This is a genomic window from Mesorhizobium huakuii (assembly GCF_014189455.1).
GTDB lineage: Bacteria > Pseudomonadota > Alphaproteobacteria > Rhizobiales > Rhizobiaceae > Mesorhizobium > Mesorhizobium huakuii_A.
Genome location: NZ_CP050296.1, coordinates 3,344,104 through 3,361,039, shown reverse-complemented (window position 1 = coordinate 3,361,039; position 16,936 = coordinate 3,344,104). Strand labels below are relative to the sequence as shown.

16 protein-coding genes and 1 pseudogene are annotated in these 16,936 nt (G+C 62.8%); 12 read left to right on the top strand and 5 right to left on the bottom strand.

Annotation, left to right across the window (positions count from 1 at the left end):
• Positions 1–2 precede the first annotated feature (2 nt).
• On the top strand, positions 3–1,313 hold the full coding sequence (gene hslU / locus HB778_RS16720; RefSeq protein WP_183464816.1) for an ATP-dependent protease ATPase subunit HslU: 1,311 nt from the start codon (positions 3–5) through the stop codon (positions 1,311–1,313).
• Positions 1,314–1,496: 183 nt separating this feature from the next.
• Positions 1,497–2,444, top strand: coding sequence for a DUF1402 family protein (locus tag HB778_RS16715; protein WP_183465118.1), 948 nt, complete (start codon positions 1,497–1,499; stop codon positions 2,442–2,444).
• A 6-nt stretch (positions 2,445–2,450) separates the two neighbouring features.
• Here HB778_RS16715 and HB778_RS16710 read toward each other — a convergent pair whose 3' ends face one another.
• The 3 genes from HB778_RS16710 to HB778_RS16700 all read right to left on the bottom strand — a co-directional run bounded on the left by HB778_RS16710 (position 2,451) and on the right by HB778_RS16700 (position 5,185).
• The gene (locus HB778_RS16710; protein WP_183464815.1) at positions 2,451–3,686 is read right to left on the bottom strand and encodes an NAD(P)/FAD-dependent oxidoreductase; all 1,236 of its coding nucleotides are present in this window, start codon (positions 3,684–3,686) and stop codon (positions 2,451–2,453) included.
• Entirely contained in the window at positions 3,686–4,000 is a 315-nt protein-coding gene (locus HB778_RS16705; RefSeq protein WP_096452689.1) for a MocE family 2Fe-2S type ferredoxin, read from the bottom strand. Before HB778_RS16705 ends, HB778_RS16710 begins: the two co-directional genes overlap by 1 nt.
• 93 nt (positions 4,001–4,093) lie before the next feature.
• Positions 4,094–5,185, bottom strand: coding sequence for a fatty acid desaturase family protein (locus tag HB778_RS16700; RefSeq protein WP_183464814.1), 1,092 nt, complete (start codon positions 5,183–5,185; stop codon positions 4,094–4,096).
• Positions 5,186–5,341: 156 nt separating this feature from the next.
• Here HB778_RS16700 and HB778_RS16695 point away from each other — a divergent pair, with 156 nt between their 5' ends.
• From HB778_RS16695 to HB778_RS16660, 8 genes are all read left to right on the top strand, one after another.
• Entirely contained in the window at positions 5,342–6,373 is a 1,032-nt protein-coding gene (locus HB778_RS16695; RefSeq protein WP_183464813.1) for a LacI family DNA-binding transcriptional regulator, read from the top strand.
• 297 nt (positions 6,374–6,670) lie between these two features.
• A complete protein-coding gene (locus HB778_RS16690; RefSeq protein ID WP_183464812.1) occupies positions 6,671–7,612 on the top strand; it encodes a sugar ABC transporter substrate-binding protein in 942 nt (313 codons plus the stop codon).
• A 100-nt stretch (positions 7,613–7,712) separates the two neighbouring features.
• Positions 7,713–8,789 (top strand): ABC transporter permease, encoded by a 1,077-nt coding sequence (locus HB778_RS16685; protein ID WP_183464811.1) that lies wholly within the window; start codon positions 7,713–7,715, stop codon positions 8,787–8,789.
• 2 nt (positions 8,790–8,791) lie between these two features.
• Positions 8,792–9,559: an ATP-binding cassette domain-containing protein gene (locus HB778_RS16680; protein ID WP_183464810.1), complete on the top strand. Its 768-nt coding sequence runs from the start codon at positions 8,792–8,794 to the stop codon at positions 9,557–9,559.
• A gap of 119 nt (positions 9,560–9,678) precedes the next feature.
• On the top strand, positions 9,679–10,674 hold the full coding sequence (gene iolG, locus HB778_RS16675) for an inositol 2-dehydrogenase (RefSeq protein ID WP_183464809.1): 996 nt from the start codon (positions 9,679–9,681) through the stop codon (positions 10,672–10,674).
• 36 nt (positions 10,675–10,710) lie between these two features.
• Positions 10,711–11,505, top strand: coding sequence for an SDR family oxidoreductase (locus HB778_RS16670; RefSeq protein ID WP_183464808.1), 795 nt, complete (start codon positions 10,711–10,713; stop codon positions 11,503–11,505).
• Between the two features lie 12 nt (positions 11,506–11,517).
• On the top strand, positions 11,518–11,760 hold the full coding sequence (locus tag HB778_RS16665; protein ID WP_183464807.1) for a hypothetical protein: 243 nt from the start codon (positions 11,518–11,520) through the stop codon (positions 11,758–11,760).
• A 208-nt stretch (positions 11,761–11,968) separates the two neighbouring features.
• Complete coding sequence (locus HB778_RS16660; protein ID WP_183464806.1) at positions 11,969–13,060, top strand: 3-deoxy-7-phosphoheptulonate synthase; 1,092 nt, start codon at positions 11,969–11,971, stop codon at positions 13,058–13,060.
• Positions 13,061–13,220: 160 nt separating this feature from the next.
• On the opposite strand, the pseudogene HB778_RS16655 reads toward HB778_RS16660, so the two are convergent.
• A pseudogene (locus tag HB778_RS16655) lies at positions 13,221–13,855 on the bottom strand (LysE family translocator).
• 128 nt (positions 13,856–13,983) lie between these two features.
• Between HB778_RS16655 and HB778_RS16650 the strand changes: the two are divergent.
• Positions 13,984–14,679 carry a helix-turn-helix transcriptional regulator gene (locus HB778_RS16650; protein WP_183464805.1) on the top strand — a complete coding sequence of 232 codons (696 nt, stop codon included), beginning with the start codon at positions 13,984–13,986 and terminating at the stop codon, positions 14,677–14,679.
• A gap of 6 nt (positions 14,680–14,685) precedes the next feature.
• Here HB778_RS16650 and HB778_RS16645 read toward each other — a convergent pair whose 3' ends face one another.
• A complete protein-coding gene (locus HB778_RS16645) occupies positions 14,686–15,795 on the bottom strand; it encodes a Gfo/Idh/MocA family protein (RefSeq protein WP_183464804.1) in 1,110 nt (369 codons plus the stop codon).
• Positions 15,796–15,950: 155 nt separating this feature from the next.
• Here HB778_RS16645 and HB778_RS16640 point away from each other — a divergent pair, with 155 nt between their 5' ends.
• Entirely contained in the window at positions 15,951–16,796 is an 846-nt protein-coding gene (locus HB778_RS16640) for a MurR/RpiR family transcriptional regulator (protein WP_179298138.1), read from the top strand.
• The last annotated feature ends 140 nt before the right edge of the window (positions 16,797–16,936 follow it).

The window sequence follows — 16,936 nt, the reverse complement described above, 5'->3', positions numbered from 1 at the left end:
CTATGACGACATTTTCTCCCCGCGAAATCGTTTCGGAACTCGACCGCTTCATCATCGGCCAGAAGGACGCCAAGCGCGCCGTGGCCATCGCCTTGCGCAACCGCTGGCGCCGCCAACAGCTGGTAGGCCAGATGCGCGAAGAGGTGATGCCGAAGAACATCCTGATGATCGGCCCGACCGGCGTCGGCAAAACCGAGATCTCACGCCGCCTGGCGCGGCTCGCCGGTGCGCCTTTCGTCAAGGTCGAGGCGACCAAGTTCACCGAAGTCGGCTATGTCGGCCGCGATGTCGAGCAGATCATCCGCGACCTCGTCGAGATCGCCATCGGCCTGGTGCGCGAAAAGATGCGCGAAGACGTCAAGGCGCGTGCCCACATCAATGCCGAGGAACGCGTGCTGGAAGCGCTGGTCGGCAAGACCGCCAGCCCGGCGACGCGCGACAGCTTCCGCAAGAAGCTGCGCGACGGCGAACTCGACGACAAGGAAATCGAGATCGAAGTGGCCGACACCGGCAATGGCGGTATGCCCGGCTTCGAGATTCCCGGCATGCCGGGCGCCAATATCGGCGTGCTCAACATCAACGACATGCTGTCGAAGGCGATGGGCGGCAAGAAGACCAAGTCGCGCAAGACCACGGTGAAAGAGTCCTACGACCTGCTGGTCAGCGACGAGTCCGACAAGCTGCTCGACCAGGACGAGGTGGTGCGCCGGGCGCTCGACGCGACGGAAAATGACGGCATCGTCTTCCTCGACGAGATCGACAAGATCGCGGCGAGATCCGACATTTCCGGCGGGCCTTCGCGCGAAGGCGTGCAGCGCGACCTGCTGCCACTGGTCGAAGGCACGACGGTGGCGACCAAATACGGGCCGTTGAAGACGGATCACATATTGTTCATCGCTTCGGGCGCGTTCCACGTCTCGAAGCCGTCCGACCTTTTGCCCGAATTGCAGGGCCGCCTGCCGATCCGCGTCGAGTTGCGCGCGCTGGAAAAGGACGATTTCGTCCGCATCCTGACCGAGACGGAAGCCAGCCTCATCAAGCAGTATATCGCGCTGATGAAAACCGAGGGCGTCGACCTGACCTTCACCGACGACGCCATCGATTCGCTGGCCGGCATAGCCGTCGATCTCAATGCCAGCGTCGAGAATATCGGCGCCAGACGGCTGCAGACGGTGATGGAACGCGTGCTGGACGAGATTTCGTATGATGCGCCCGACCGCAACGGCACATCAGTCACCATCGACGCCGCCTATGTGGAAAAGCATGTCGGCGATCTCTCGCGAAACACAGATTTGTCGCGTTTCATCCTTTAAACGACGGTAGCGGGTCATTCCGGCGCCGGCCTAGGCAATATTCCGGCGAATAGAACCATGTGTGGCCAGATGGTACCATCTGGCCACCTTTCGTCTTGCCGAGTGAAGGGGCGCTCTCGACTCAACCCAGAGCACTACCGTAGTTTGCCCGCAAGATTTGCAGGCGGCGGCGCATGAAAAAAACTGATCCCAGTCCTTCTCGGCTTGACGCTGGCGGCGACGCTGTTCGCGGCTGAGGCGGCGACATTGGTGCCGGCGGGAAACCGCAATGCCGAGCAGCCCGATATTCCCGGCGCCTCGAGCCGGCGCACGCAGGCGACCAACACCACCTTCCAGGCAAAATACCGCAAGGTCTATGCCTTGCTGCAGAACGACCCCGATCTGCGCGGCAAGATCAAGAAGGCCGCTTCCGCCTATGGCATCGATCCGATGCATATCGTCGGCGCCATTGTCGGCGAGCACACCTACAATGTCGACGCCTATGACCGGCTGCAGACCTATTACGTAAAGGCGATCTCCTACCTCTCCAGCAAGCTGTCCTTCGCCTATGATGGCGAGGACATCACCGATTTCGTGCAGCGGCCGGAGTTCAAGAAATGCGCTATGTCCGACAGCTATGATCTGTGGGAATGCCGCGAGCAGGTGTGGAACCATTCATTTCGCGGCAAGAATGTTGGCGGCGAGGACTTTCCCGACGACCGTTTCGGCGCCACCTTCTTCCAACCCTACTATGCCGGCCAGACTTTTGGGCTCGGCCAGCTCAACCCTTTGACGGCACTGCAGATGAGCGATCTCGTGCACAAGGTGTCGGGCCTGCCGAAGCTCGACGTCGGCGACCCCAATTCGGTTTACAAGACCATCATGGATCCGGATCTGACCTTGCCTTATGTCGCGGCAACGATCAGGAAATCGATCGATGCCTATAAGAGCATTGCCGGTTTCGACATTTCGGGCAATCCGGGGCTGACCGCCACGCTCTACAATGTCGGCAATCCGGAGCAGCGCGCCTATGCGCTGAAGGCGGAAAACGACAAGCGCCGCGCCGCCGGCGAGCCGGAAAAATTGCCGGAAGAGAATTATTACGGCTGGCTGGTCAACGACAAGCTGCCGGAGCTGAAGGCGCTGTTCTAGGGCGCCTCAGGCCGCCAGCAACGACTTCAGCTTGACGGCCTGCGATCCCAGCGCTTCTGCCGCCGGCCTGGCCTGCTTGCCGATCAGCATTTCGGCCAGCCGGATGTCGCGGGCGACCGCATTGCCGGGACCTATGCCGCTCGCTGCGACCAGCCTGCCATCCCCGGCCAGATGGAAGAGGATGAAGGCGCCGTCGCCGAGATCTCGGCGCACCGTGCTTTTGCCTTCGTCCGAAAGGCCCGCGATCTGCAGCGACAAGCCATACTGATCCGACCAGAACCACGGCACCGCCGCATGCGCCTCGCCGGCACCAAGCATGTTTTTAGCCGCGAGCGCGCCCTGTTCCTGGGCATTGCGCCAGGCCTCCAGCCGCACACGGCGGCCGCCATAGACGGCAAGCGGGAATGAGCAACAGTCGCCGGCGGCAAAGATGTCGGGATCGCTGCTGCGCAGCTCGGCATCGACCGCAATGCCGTTGTCGATAGCCAGGCCGGCTTCGGCCGCGAGCCCGGTCACCGGCACGGCGCCGATGCCGATGATGGCTAGATCGGCTGTGATTTCGCGCCCGCCGGCAAGCGTCACGCGTACCTCGTTGCCATCGTCAGCGATGGACGCGATGCCGTCGCCGCACAGGATGTCGACGCCTTCGGCGACATGCGCCTCATGGATGATCTCGGCGATCTCTGCCGGGACACCGCGCATCAGGATGCGCGGCTGTGCTTCGATGACGGTGACCGCGGCGCCGAGCTTGCGGGCAGAGGCTGCGAGTTCGAGGCCAATGAAGCCGCCGCCGATGACGGCAATGCGGTTGCCGGCGCTGAGATGGGCGCGAATGGCCAGCGCATCAGCGAAAGTCCTGAGATAGACGCAGCGCGCGCCAAGGCCAGGCATCGGCAGTTTGCGCGGGGTCGAGCCGGTCGCCAGCAGGAGCTTGTCGTAGGGCAGCATCGAACCGTCCGACAGGCGCACCGTATGCGCCGCACGATCGATCGCAACGGCCTGGACGGAATGGATATGCCGGATCGATTTCTCCACCAGGACCGCGTCGCTGGTGATCGCCTTGATTTCCGGCGCGTCGCTGGCCATCGCCTCCTTGGACAGAGGCGGCCGTTCGTAGGGCAGATGCGGCTCGTCGCCGATCAGGGTCACCGGCCCGTCATAGCCAAGATCGCGCAGCGTGAGCGCTGCCCGCCCGCCGCACTCGCCGGCCCCAATGATGACCATTCCACGCGCCATATCCATCACCCGATCTGAACGAGGACTTTGCCGGCGTCGACCTTGACCGGATAGGTTTTCAGGTTGACGCAGACCGGCGCGCCCCGGGCCGCGCCCGTCTTGTAGTTGAAGCGGCCATTGTGCTTGGGGCATTCGATGATGTCGTCCATCACCAGCCCGTCGGCGAGATGCACCTTCTCATGCGTGCAAAGCCCGTCCGTGGCGAAATATTCGTCGTCGGGGCTGCGATAGATCGCGAAGGTGCGCCCGCCATGATCGAAGCGCATCACATCCTCTTCATCGATGTCGTCGGCAGCACAGGCCTCGACCCAGTCGCTCATTCGGTCCTCCCAAAGCAATTTCAGGAAAAGTGCGCAGCGGTTTTCCGTCCGGAATTGCGTTAAAATAAAGAGCCTAAAATGGATTCGCCGCGATCATTCCGCTGCGGCGGCGACGGCATCGCTGTGGAATTCTTCGCGATACGGCCTGGCGGTCGGCGGCAGTTCGCGCCTGAGGAAATAGTCCTCGTTGCGCAGCTGGCGCAGGAAGACCGGGATCATCTCTCGGTAGCCGGCCAGGATCGATGGGGTCGGCGCCGGCAGATCGTGCTTGATCAGCGCGTGCAGCTTCGGCAGCGCATGGTAGGGCACCATCGGGAACATGTGGTGCTCGACGTGGTAATTCATGTTCCAGTAGATGAAGCGGCTGACCGGGTTCATGTAGACGGTGCGGCTGTTCAGCCGGTGGTCGATGACATTGTCGGCCAGACCACCATGCTGCAGCAGGCCGACCATGACGTGATGCCAGGCGCCGTAGAGCCTGGGCAGGCCGACCAGCATCAAGGGCAGCAACGAGCCGGAATACAGCGCAAGCGCGATGGTTGCGGCATAGATCGCGGTCCAGATGCGGGCGATGCGGATCGCCTTGCCCTGCTCCTGCTCGGGAATGAAGGTCTTTTCGGCCGCGCTGATGTTGCCGGCGGCGTTGCGCAGCATGTCCGACATCGCGTGCCAGGCATCGAGGATGCCGACAAAGCCAAGCAGCGCGCGCACCAGATCCGGCGGCCGCATGACCGAGATTTCCGGGTCGCGGCCGACGATGATGGTGTCGGTGTGATGGCGCGTGTGGCTCCAGCGCCAGGTCACCGGATTGCGCATGATCATGAAGCAGGCGATCTGATAGACCGCATCATTCATCCACTGCGTCCGGAACGCCGTGCCATGGCCGCATTCGTGCCAGCGCGAATCTGTAGATGAGCCGTAGAGGACGCCATAGACGAAGAAGAACGGCACGCACCACCAGCTGCCCCAGAACCAGGCGCCGCCGGCGCCGCTGGCGAGGAGGGCGGCGAGCCAGATCGCGGTGTCGCGGATCGCCGGCCCGTCGGAGCGCTGCATCAGCTCCTTCATCTGCTTGCGGGGAATATCGGTGTGATACCACTCGGCCGCCGACAGGCCGTTTTCCACGGCGAGCTTGGCGTCGCGGCCGATCAGGCTGTAGTCACGCCGGGACGGCGCAGCGGTCATGATTGCCTCCTCGGCGGGGCATTCGCCCAGGCGAATGCCGGTTACCCAGCCTGAAAGTACTGCTTGCTTATGATAGACTCAACATCATAAAGATAGTTTCTATCATTTCCTATCAGAACGATGTATCCTGTGTTCAGCAATCGAACGAGGGCGATCATGGCGAAACGGCCGACCATATCCGATCTGGCGCGCATCTCCGGCGTCAGCGTTGCGACGGTGGACCGCGTGCTCAACAATCGCCTGCCCGTGCGCGAGGACACCGCGCGGCGCGTCTACGTGACCGCGACCGAGATCGGCTATCACGCGGCCGGCCTGATCAAGCAGCGGATGCGCCATGAACTGCCGGAGTACCGGCTCGGCTTCCTGCTTTTGCGAGGCAACGATGTCTTCTACGGCGATTTCGCAGCGGAGCTCGAACTGGCGGTCTCGCAATCGCAGCGGTTTCGTGGCGCCGCAACCATCGACTTCGCCAGCTCCCTTGTCCCAGACGAGATCGCCGCCCAGATGCGCAGGCTGGCAGCAAAATCGAGGGCCATTGCCGTTGTCGGTCCGGATCATCCGACCCTGACGGCGGCGGTCGAAGCGTTGAAGGCGAGAGGGCAACCGGTCTTCTCGCTGCTGTCCGATTTTGCCGCCGGCATCCGCGAGGGCTATGTCGGCCTCGATAACCGCAAAGTCGGCCGTACCGCGGCCTGGATGATCGCCAGGGCGGCCCGGCAGCCCGGCAAAGTCGCCCTCTTCGTCGGCAGCCATCGCTTTCACGGCCACGAGTTGCGCGAGATCGGCTTCCGCTCTTTCTTTCGCGAGCATGCACCCGACTTCAGCGTGCTGGAAACGCTGGTCAATCTGGAGGCAAACCAGGTGACCCATGATGCGATGATCGATCTTCTGGCGCGCTATCCGGATCTTGCCGGCTGCTACGTCGCGGGCGGCGGCATGGAAGGCGCGGTCTCGGCGCTGCGGGCGGCAAAGCCCGTGAATATGCCGGTGGTCGTCTGCAACGAGATCAACGCCGAGTCGCGCGCCGCACTCGCCGACAACATCCTCACCATGGTGATCTCCACGCCGCTGGCCGCGCTCTGCCGCGAACTGGTCGACCGGATGGTGCATGCCATCGAAGCCGGCGCGGCCAACGCGCCTGGCCAGACCTTCCTGCCCTTCGACATCTACCTGCCGGAAAATATCTAGCCTTTCCCGCGCGAGAGCAGCGGCCGGAAATGATAGAATCCATCAGACCGATCCGAAAATCCGGCGGCAGGCTGCGGAATCGCCCTTGACGTTCCGCCGGAATGGAATAAATATTTCACCAACTGTACATTTTGGTTCTTTCGTTCCGGAACGTCTGTTTCAAACGGAGGGTTCGGCATTCCAGCCCAAGCGGGGATGCCACACGGAGCGAAGCGATATCAGGAGAGATTCCCCGGGGAGATCGGGGATTCCGGATAGATCGGTGCAACCGGACACCAAAAGTGGAGGAGAGATACAATGAAGAAACTGCTTTTGGGCGTCGCCTTCGCGGCGCTGATGAGTTCATCGGCTTTTGCCGCCAAGATCGGCGTATCGATGGCCAAGTTCGACGACAACTTCCTCACCGTGCTGCGCAACGGCATGATCGCGCAGGCCAAGGGCATGAGCGGCGTCGAACTGCAGGTCGAAGACGCACAGAACGACGTTGCCAAGCAACTCGACCAGATCAAGAACTTCGCCGCTTCGGGCGTCGACGCGATCATCGTCAACCCGGTCGACACCTCGGCGACGCAGGCGATGTCCGATGCCGCCGCGGCGGCGAAAATCCCGCTCGTCTATGTCAACCGCGAGCCGGTCAATGTGAACACGCTGCCCGACAACCAAGCCTTCGTCGCCTCGAACGAGGCCGATTCCGGCACGCTCGAGACCAAGGAAGTCTGCCGCCTGTTCAAGGAAGCCGGCAAGAAGGAAGCCAATGTCTATGTGATCATGGGCGAGCTCTCCAACCAGGCCGCCGTGCAGCGAACCAAGGACATCGACAACGTGATCGCCACGCCGGATTGCAGCTTCATCAAGATCATCGATAAGCAGACCTCGAACTGGAACCGCGACGAAGCCCAGAACCTGATGACAAACTGGCTGTCGACCGGCAAGAAGTTCGATGGCGTGATCGCCAACAACGACGAAAGCGCCATCGGCGCCATCCAGGCGATGAAGGCCGCCAACATCGACATGAAGACCGTTGTCGTCGGTGGTGTGGACGCCACCCAGGACGCGCTTGTGGCGATGAAGGCGGGCGACCTTGATGCGACCGTGTTCCAGGATGCGGCTGGCCAGGGCGCCGGCGCCCTGGACGCGGCGCTGAAGCTGGCCAAGGGCGAGAAGGTCGAACACAAGGTCTATATCCCGTTCCAGCTTGTCACGCCGGCGAACATCGACAAGTTCATGAAGAAGAACTGAGCCACGGACATACGGAGCGGCGCGCAAAAGACAGCGCCGCTCCCCTTTCCCTCAGCGCCTGAACGCGCGAGGAACGACCGCGGCTGACGGAGGATGAAGATTGGCACAGACATCTCATGGCGTCGGAGGGCTCACCTACGATGCGAAGAAGCGCGCATGGCCGGCCGAATTCAATGTCTTCCTGGCGCTCGTCATTCTCGTCGTCATCTTCGAAGCGATCGGCCGCATCTTTCTCGGCGACAGTTTCCTGTTCAACACCCGCAGCGACGTCTCGGGGATCTTCAATGAGGCCCGCCTGCAGATCATCATCCTGCAGGTGTCGATCGTCGGCATCATCGCCATCGGCGTGACGCAAGTCATCATTTGCGGCGGCATCGACCTGTCTTCCGGTTCGATCGTCGGCGCGACCGCCATGATCGCCATGAGTTTCGCCCAGGTGGCAACCGTCAACGGCAATCCCAACCCGAAGGCGATGTTCCTGGCGCAAGGCTGGACCGACCTGCCCGTCATCGTGCCGTTGCTGGTGGCGATCGGCTGTGGGCTGCTCGCCGGCCTCGTCAATGGCTCATTGATCGCCTACACGCGCATTCCACCCTTTATCGCCACGCTCGGCATGATGGTCACCGCGCGCGGCATCGCCAAATGGTGGTCCAAGGGGCAGCCGATCTCGTTTCCAACCGACAGTTTCGCGGCGATCGGCAAGGGCCTGATGCCCGTCATCATCTTCCTGTCGCTGGCCGTGCTGTTCCAGCTCATCATGAGCTACACTCGCTACGGCAAGCATTGTTATGCGATCGGCTCCAACGAGGACGCCGCGCGCATGTCCGGCATCAAGATCGCCAACCACAAGATCCTGGTCTACGTCATCGCCGGGATTCTCGCCTCGCTCGCCGCGGTGGTGCTCTCGTCCAAGAACCTCACCGCCCAGGCCGGCATGGGCGTTATGTACGAACTCGACGCCATCGCCATGGCGGTCATCGGCGGCGTCTCGCTGTCGGGCGGCCGCGGCTCGATCATCGGCACGGTGATCGGCTCGCTGATCTTCGGCGTCATCATCTCCGGCTTCACCTTCCTGCGCCTCGACGCCTACTACCAGGAGATGGTCAAGGGCGTGATCATCGTCGGCGCGGTCGTTCTCGACCAGTGGCGCCAACGCCTGCGGGCATTGAGGGCTTGACCATGTCAGACATCGTCCTGAAGACCGAAAACCTGACCAAGCGCTATGGCGGCGTGCATGCGCTGGAAGGCGCCAATTTCGAGCTGCGCAAGGGCGAGCATGTCGCCATCATGGGCGACAACGGCGCCGGCAAATCGACCTTCGTGCGCCAGATCACGGCTGTCGAGCAACGCACCAGCGGCAAGGTCTGGTTCGACGGCAAGGAAGTGAATTTTGCCGGACCGATCGAGGCCCGTACGGCGGGCATCGAGACGGTGTTCCAGAATCTGGCGTTGGCCGACGATCTCGACGTGCCGTCGAACCTGTTCCTCGGCCGCGAAAAGGTGCTGTTCAATCTGGGACCCTTCTCGATCCTCGACCGCAAATACATGCGCAAGGCGACCGAAGCAGCACTGGTGCGCACCGCGGTGAAAATCCCCAATCTGTCGAACACCATCCGCCACATGTCGGGCGGCCAGCGGCAGTGCGTGGCGATCGCCAGGACGGCGACCTTCGCTTCCAAGCTGATCATCATGGACGAACCGACGGCCGCACTCGGCGTGCAGGAGACGGCGCAGGTCGAAAACATCATCCGCACGCTGAAGGACAATGGCGAGCCGCTGATCCTGATCAGCCACAATATGCGCCAGGTGTTCGACCTTTGCGATCGCATCGTCGTGTTCCGGCGCGGCCGCATCGTCGCCAATCTGCGCAAGGAGAACACCGACGGCCAGGACATCGTCTCCTACATCACCGGCGCCAAGACCGGAGAGGCGGAACTCGCGGCTTGAGGCGCGTGGTTGCCCGGTTCCGGGACGATCTGCCGCGCCAAGAAAATACCCCAGCCACCTTTCCCTGACAGGAAGGTGCGGACACAACGCTCTCGAACCCATCCCTAGAGGAAATATCCATGACTGTTCGCTTCGCCCTCCTCGGTGCCGGCCGTATTGGCAAGGTCCACGCCCGCGCCGTCGGCTCCAACCCGCAGGCCAAACTGGTTGCCGTAGCCGATGCCTTCGAGAAGGCGGCAAAGGAACTGGCGACAGCCTATGGTGCTGAGGTGCGCACCATCGACGCCATCGAAAAATCCAAAGACATCGACGCCGTCGTCATCTGCACGCCGACCGACACCCATGCCGATCTGATCGAGCGTTTCGCCAAGGCAGGCAAGGCGATCTTCTGCGAGAAGCCGATCGACCTGAACGTCAAGCGGGTGGAGAAGTGCCTGGCCGTGGTCGAGAAGGCCAAGGCGACGCTGATGGTCGGCTTCAACAGACGCTTCGACCCCCACTTCGCCGCGGTGCGCAAGGCCATCGACGATGGTGCCATCGGCACGGTCGAGATGGTCACCATCACCTCGCGCGATCCCGGCGCGCCGCCGATCGACTACATCAAGCGCTCGGGCGGCATTTTCCGCGACATGACCATCCATGACTTCGACATGGCGCGCTTCCTGCTCGGCGAGGAGCCGGTGGCGGTCTCCGCGCACGCTTCGGTGCTGGTCGACAAGAAGATCGGCGAGGCCGGCGATTTCGACTCGGTCAGCGTCATCCTGGAAACCGCTTCGGGCAAGCAGGCCGTCATTTCCAATTCGCGCCGCGCCACCTATGGCTACGACCAGCGCATCGAGGTGCACGGCTCGAAAGGCATGGTCGCTGCCGAAAACCAGCGGCCGGTGTCGATCGAGCTGGCCAATGAGAAGGGCTATACGCGCCCGCCGCTGCACGATTTCTTCATGACGCGCTATCTCGACGCCTATGCCATCGAGATCGCCTCGTTCATCGCCGCCGCGACGTCCGGAAAGAAGGCGGCTCCGAGCGGCGCCGACGGCCTCGTGGCGCTGAAGCTGGCGGATGCGGCGCTGAAGTCGGCGACGACTGGCAAGACCGTCCGTCTCGACAAGTAAGAACCGGAATCCGGACCCAAGCCACAGGAGCAAGCGATGAGCGCATCAGCCGATCGCAATTCGACAACACGCGCGATCGTCACCGGCGGCGCGCAAGGCATAGGCTTTGCCGTCGCCGAGGCGTTGGCCGACGAGGGCTGCCGGGCGCTGGCGCTCATCGGCCGCTCGCAGGAGAAGGGCGACAAGGCCGTCGCCCACTTCAAGAAGTCAGGCGTCGACGCGATCTTCATCAGCGCCGACGTTTCGAAGGTGGCCGACTGCAAGCGCGCCGTCGCAACCGCGATCTCGCATTTCGGCACGCTGAACGCGCTAGTCAACGCCGCCGCCACCTCGGCACGCGGCTCGCTGGTCGAAACCTCGGAAGAGCTTTTCGACCAGATCTTCGACACCAATGTGCGTGGCCCGTTCTTCCTGATGCAGGGCCTGGTCGCCCATCTCCTGGAGCGCAAGGCACCGGGCTCGATCGTCAACGTGCTGTCGATGTCGGCGCATGCCGGCCAGTCTTTCCTGACGCCCTATTCGACCAGCAAGGGCGCGCTGATGACGCTGACCAAGAATGTCGCCAGCTCGTACCGAAAGAACCGCATCCGCTGCAACGCCGTGCTGCCCGGCTGGATGGACACGGAGGGCGAGGCGATCGTGCAGAAGAAGTGGCACAACGCGCCGGACGACTGGCTGGAAAAGGCCGAAGCCGCGCAACCGATGGGCCAGCTGGTGAAGCCGGCACAGCTCGCGCGGCTGATCACCTACATGATCAGCCCGCAGGCCGGCGTCATGACCGGGTCGCTGGTCGACTACGACCAGAACATTGCCGGAGTGATTGGCGAGTAGAATCTCGGTTCGATGCACCCATACTGGATCACGCTGAGCGGCCATCTTGGTGTCGGCATCACCGCGCGGTCGGAAGCCGACGCCTTGCAACTCTTCGAACTTGCCTTCGGATCCGCGGAGAAAATCATCCGCATCGAGATCATCAAGGACATGAACGATCTCGACCAGAATCACGTTGTGCCCAATTTGGGTGGAGCCAACTGGCTCCGGCGCGGCATCTGGTTTCCGCAGGGCCACGAGCACATTTCAAACTGAGACGCGGGGGCGTGACAAACGCCTCCGCTTCGACTATATGAGCCGCATGATCCACCTGTTCGCCACCTATTGGTACTTTAGCAGCTCGCTGGCGGCGGGAGGATTGCGCTCGATCTGAAGATTGCAGCAACAACATCCGAACAGCCGCCAGACCTGGCGGCTTTTTTGTTTCAGCCGGCAGGTCTCCTAAAATCAGGAGCAGAAAGCCGTGTTGACCACCACAGATGACCTTCGGGTCAAGGAAATCCGAGAACTGAGCACGCCGGACCAGGTGATGCGGGAGATCCCGCGCACGCTGACGGCAACGCGCACCGTGAGCGCGTCACGCAATGCCATCCACGCCATCCTGAGCGGTACCGATGACCGGTTGCTTGTCGTCGTCGGCCCCTGTTCGATCCACGATCCGGTCGCGGCCGTTGACTATGCCAGCCGTCTGGCGGCGCTGCGCGAGACCCTGTCCGACCGGCTCGAGATCGTGATGCGGGTCTATTTTGAGAAGCCGCGCACCACGGTCGGCTGGAAGGGTCTGATCAACGATCCGGACCTCGACGGCAGCTTCAACATCGACAAGGGGCTCAGGATGGCGCGCAATGTGCTGTCGGCCGTCAACAATCTCGGCCTGCCGGCGGCGACCGAATTCCTCGACATGACCACCCCGCAATACATTGCCGACCTCGTCGCCTGGGGCGCGATCGGCGCGCGCACGACCGAGAGCCAGATCCACCGCGAGCTGGCCTCGGGCCTGTCCTGCCCGGTCGGCTTCAAGAACGGCACCGACGGCAATCTCAGGATCGCCGGCGAGGCGGTGAAATCCGCCGCCCAGCCGCATCATTTCATGGCGGTGACCAAGGGCGGACGCAGCGGCATCGCGACGACCACCGGCAATGAGGACTGCCATGTCATCCTGCGCGGCGGCGTCCAGCCGAACTACGACGCGGCAAGCGTCGAGGCGGCCTCGGTCGAACTCGCCCGCATCGGTGTCGCGCCCCGGCTGATGATCGATGTCAGCCACGCCAACTCGAGCAAGAAGCCCGAGAACCAACCCAAAGTCGCGGCCGACGTGGCGGGCCAGGTGGCGGCGGGCGACGAGCGCATCATCGGCCTGATGATCGAAAGCAATCTCGTCGCCGGCCGGCAGGACGTGGTGCCCGGCAAGCCGCTCGTCTACGGCCAGAGCATCACCGATGGCTGCATCGACTGGGCGACCACCGAGACCGTGCTGCACGGCCTTGCCGGTGCTGTCGAATGGCGCCGTTCGGCACGCCGCGCCATGCTTGAAAACCGGCAGGGCGCCGCCTGATTGGATGGCGATGTGGGAAGGGCGGCGCTAGAGCATGATCCCGAAAAGTGGAAACCGGTTTTCTCGGACAAACGGTTTTCGTTTGTCCAGAGATCATGCTCCAACAAAGAGTTAGATCAGGACGACGATTCAACCAAACGTCATCCTGATCTAACGACGATTACGCCGCCCTCAGCCCTTCCCAGGCGGTGAACACCGAAACCGCAAAGAGCAGCAGCCCGGCCGCCCGGCCGGCAAGAACGGTCGCCCGCGGATTGGCGATCAGAAGGTTGCGGCTGCGGCCGGCTGATATCGCCAACCCGCCATAGATCGCGGCCTGCGTGATGACCGTCATTAGGCCCATGACGGTCGCTTGCATCCAGATCGGGCCGTAGTCCGGTTTCAGGAACTGCGGATAGACGGCGAGCACGAACAGATAAGCCTTCGGATTGATCAGGCAGGTCACCAGCCCCTGGCGAAACGCCTTCCATGCGGAACGGCTGCCGACAGGCCCGTCATGACCGACGGTGATGGAGCTGCGCATCAGCGTGATGCCGATGAAGGCCATGTAGGCGGCGCCGGCCAGCAGCAGCGGCGTGAACAGGATCGGCACGAAATGCATGAGCAGGCCGACGCCGATGGCGCCGTTCAGCGTGTGCACCATGCCGCCAACCATGATGCCACCGGTCGCGGCCAGGCCCCTGTCGCGGCCGCCGGTCAGCGCATTGGCCAGCACGAACAGCATGTCCATACCCGGAACGGCGATGATGCCGAACAGCAGGATAAGAAAAGCCAGAGATTTTCCGCATAACCCATGTCAGTTGCCCATCGCCTCGTTCCACCAAGCCGCAGCGGAACCTGTTGATTTTCAATTCGATAGGCAGTCCTATAGGTCGACCCAACTGACAATGATGTGTCAGTTGCGATGAGAGCCGGGTGAGGAAATGCGCAAGGCGTCACGCCTGTTCGAGATCATCCAGATCCTGCGGCTGGCGCGGCAGCCGGTGACGGCGGCCATGATTGCCGAGCAGCTGGAGGTGACAATCCGCTCGATCTATCGCGACATCGCAGCGCTGCAGGCGATGCGCGTGCCGATAGAGGGCGGGCGCGGCATCGGCTACATCCTGCGCCCCGGTTTCGACCTGCCGCCACTGATGTTTTCGATCGAGGAGATGGAGGCGATTGTGCTGTCGCTGGCGCTGCTGGAGCGCACGGGGGACGACGAGCTCAAGCAGGCGGCCAAGCGCGTCAGCAGCAAGATCGCCGGCGCCGTGCCGCCGCCGCTGCGCCAGACATTCGAAGCCAATGCGCTGCATGCCTGGGGCTTCGCCGCACCCTCGGCCGGCACGATCGACCTGGCGCTGGTGCGCCGCGCCATCCGCGACGAGGAGAAGCTCGATCTTTCCTATCGCGACGAAATGGGCCGCGCCTCCGAGCGGCTCATCCGCCCGATCGCGCTCATCTACTATGCCGAAACCGCCAACATCGTCGCCTGGTGCGAGCTGCGCCAGGCGATCCGCAATTTCCGCAGCGACCGCACAGAGGATTGCCAGCCGACGGGACTACGGTTCAAGGGCGAAGGCGACCGTTTGCGGCAAATCTGGGTCGACGGCTGGGAGACCCCGGCCGTCGGTGGCTGAGGGATATTACCGCACATCGACCCAGCGCTTTTCCTGGAAGGAGCGTGCCATTGCGTGCACGGTGCGCTCGATCTCTAGACCTTGCGCGAATTCGATCAGCCGTGCCGGTCTGCCGGCGAGCCGCGTCAGCAATTCGTGGCACTCGATGATCTTGAGGTCGTTGAAGCCGAGATTGTGGCCGGGCGCCGGCAGGAAGGCGTCGTAGGGCTTATGGTGCGGCGCGATCAGGATGGTGCGGTAGCCCTGCTCGGTCGGGCGATCGGATGTGAGATAAAGCTGCAACTCGTTCATCCGCTCCTGGTCGAACAGGATCGACCCTTTCGAGCCGAAGATCTGGATGGCGATGCGGCCCTTGCGGCCCCAGGCCGAGCGGTTGACCTGAAGCGTGCCGGCAATGCCGTTTTCCAGATGCATCAAGACGCTGGCGATATCATAGGTCTCGACCGCGCGGCGTCCGCCTGTTGCCAGCTTGCGGTCGGCATAGGGCTTGGCCATGTCGCAGATGACGCTGGCGACGCGCCCGAACAGGGCCGAGACCAGCGACAGCGGATGGACGGCAAAATCGTCGAGCGCGCCGTAGCCGGAAGCGGCCTCGTGCTTCCAGAAGAACAATGCCTCGGGATCGGCCATGAAATCCTCATCCATCTCGATGCGCAGATGGTTGACCTCGCCGATGATCTTCTCGTCGAGCAGCGCGCCGATGTGACGGATGGCCGGGCTCTGGATGTAGTTATAGCCCAGCGCGGCGATCTTGCCTGATGTCTTCGCCGCGGCCGCCATCGCCTCGGCTTCGGCAAAGCTCGGCGCCATCGGCTTTTCGCACCACAGATGCTTGCCGGCCTCTAGGATGGCGATGGCCATCTCGGGATGGAACTGGTTGGGCGTGGTCAGCGAGACGATATCGACCTCGGGATCATTGACCACGGCGCGCCAGTCGCCGGACGCCTTGGCGAAGCCGAACTCGCCCGCCTTGCGCCGCGCAAGCTCCTCATTGACCTCGCCGAGATGGACGAGCCTTGGCTTGGCGACATCGGGAAAGACGGCGCCGACGGCACTCCACGCGATGGCGTGACATTTGCCCATGAAACCCGTGCCGATAAGACCGACGCCGACCATTTTCCGTTTCTCCACCACATGAAGCGCTGCGTGGATGAATTAGTCCATTTCTTCCTGAAATGGAATGTCTGCCTCATTTTTTATGGCGTTCTTGCGCAGGCTCGCTATGATGGGGCAGAGAGGGCGTTTCACGGATGAGCTTGGACGGGCCGACGATGGACGAACGGGTACCTCGCGACTTCGAGACGCTGCGCGCCACCATCCTGGACCGGCGTGAAAGCCTGCCGAAGCGCATCGCCCAGATCGCCGCCTACGCGCTGGACAATCCCGACGACATCGCCTTCGGCACCGCCGCCAGCATCGCCGCCTCGGCCGGCGTGCAGCCCTCCACTCTGATCCGCTTTGCCCAGCAGCTCGGCTTCGACGGCTTCACCAGCCTGCAGCAGGTGTTTCGCGAGCGGCTGCGCGAGCGCAACTCGTCCTATGACGAGCGGCTGCAGGCGCTGCGCGTCAAAGCCGAGGGCGGCGCCGGCCACCGCGCCATCTTCGACGGCTTCGTCGCCGCCGCCAGCACCTCGCTCAACGACATTTCCCGCACGCTGGACGATGCGCATCTGGAAGATGCGATTTCGCTGCTGGCGAAGGCGCAGACCATCTATGTCTTAGCCAAGCGACGCTCCTACCCGGTAGCGAGCTATATCGCCTATGCGCTGGGCAAGCTGAAGATCCGCAACCAGCTGATCGAATCGGCCGCCGGCCTGAACGCCGAGATGATCGCCTTCGCCACACCGGCGGACGCCGTCATCGCCATCTCCTTCTCGCCCTATGCACCGGCCACCATCGAGGAGGCCCGCAACATCTCCGAGCAGGGCGTGCCGATCGTCGCCATCACCGACAGCTCGTTCTCGCCGCTTGCCCAGTTCGCCAGGGTCTGGTTCGAGGTTGCCGAGGCGGATTTCGCCGGCTTCCGTTCGCTGTCGGCGACGATGGCGCTGGCCATGGCATTGACCGTCGGCGTCGGTGAGAAACGGCGCGACGCAGGCCGCAAACGTAAGGCCTGAGCAAGCGCCCGCAAAAAGCAAAATCGGCTCGGGAACGCTCATTCCATATTGACTATGGATTGGAATTATTATTTCATATTGCCGGCACCACGCTGCCGCTCGCGCGTGTTACCCAAACAATGTTGTTCCTGACAACAAGA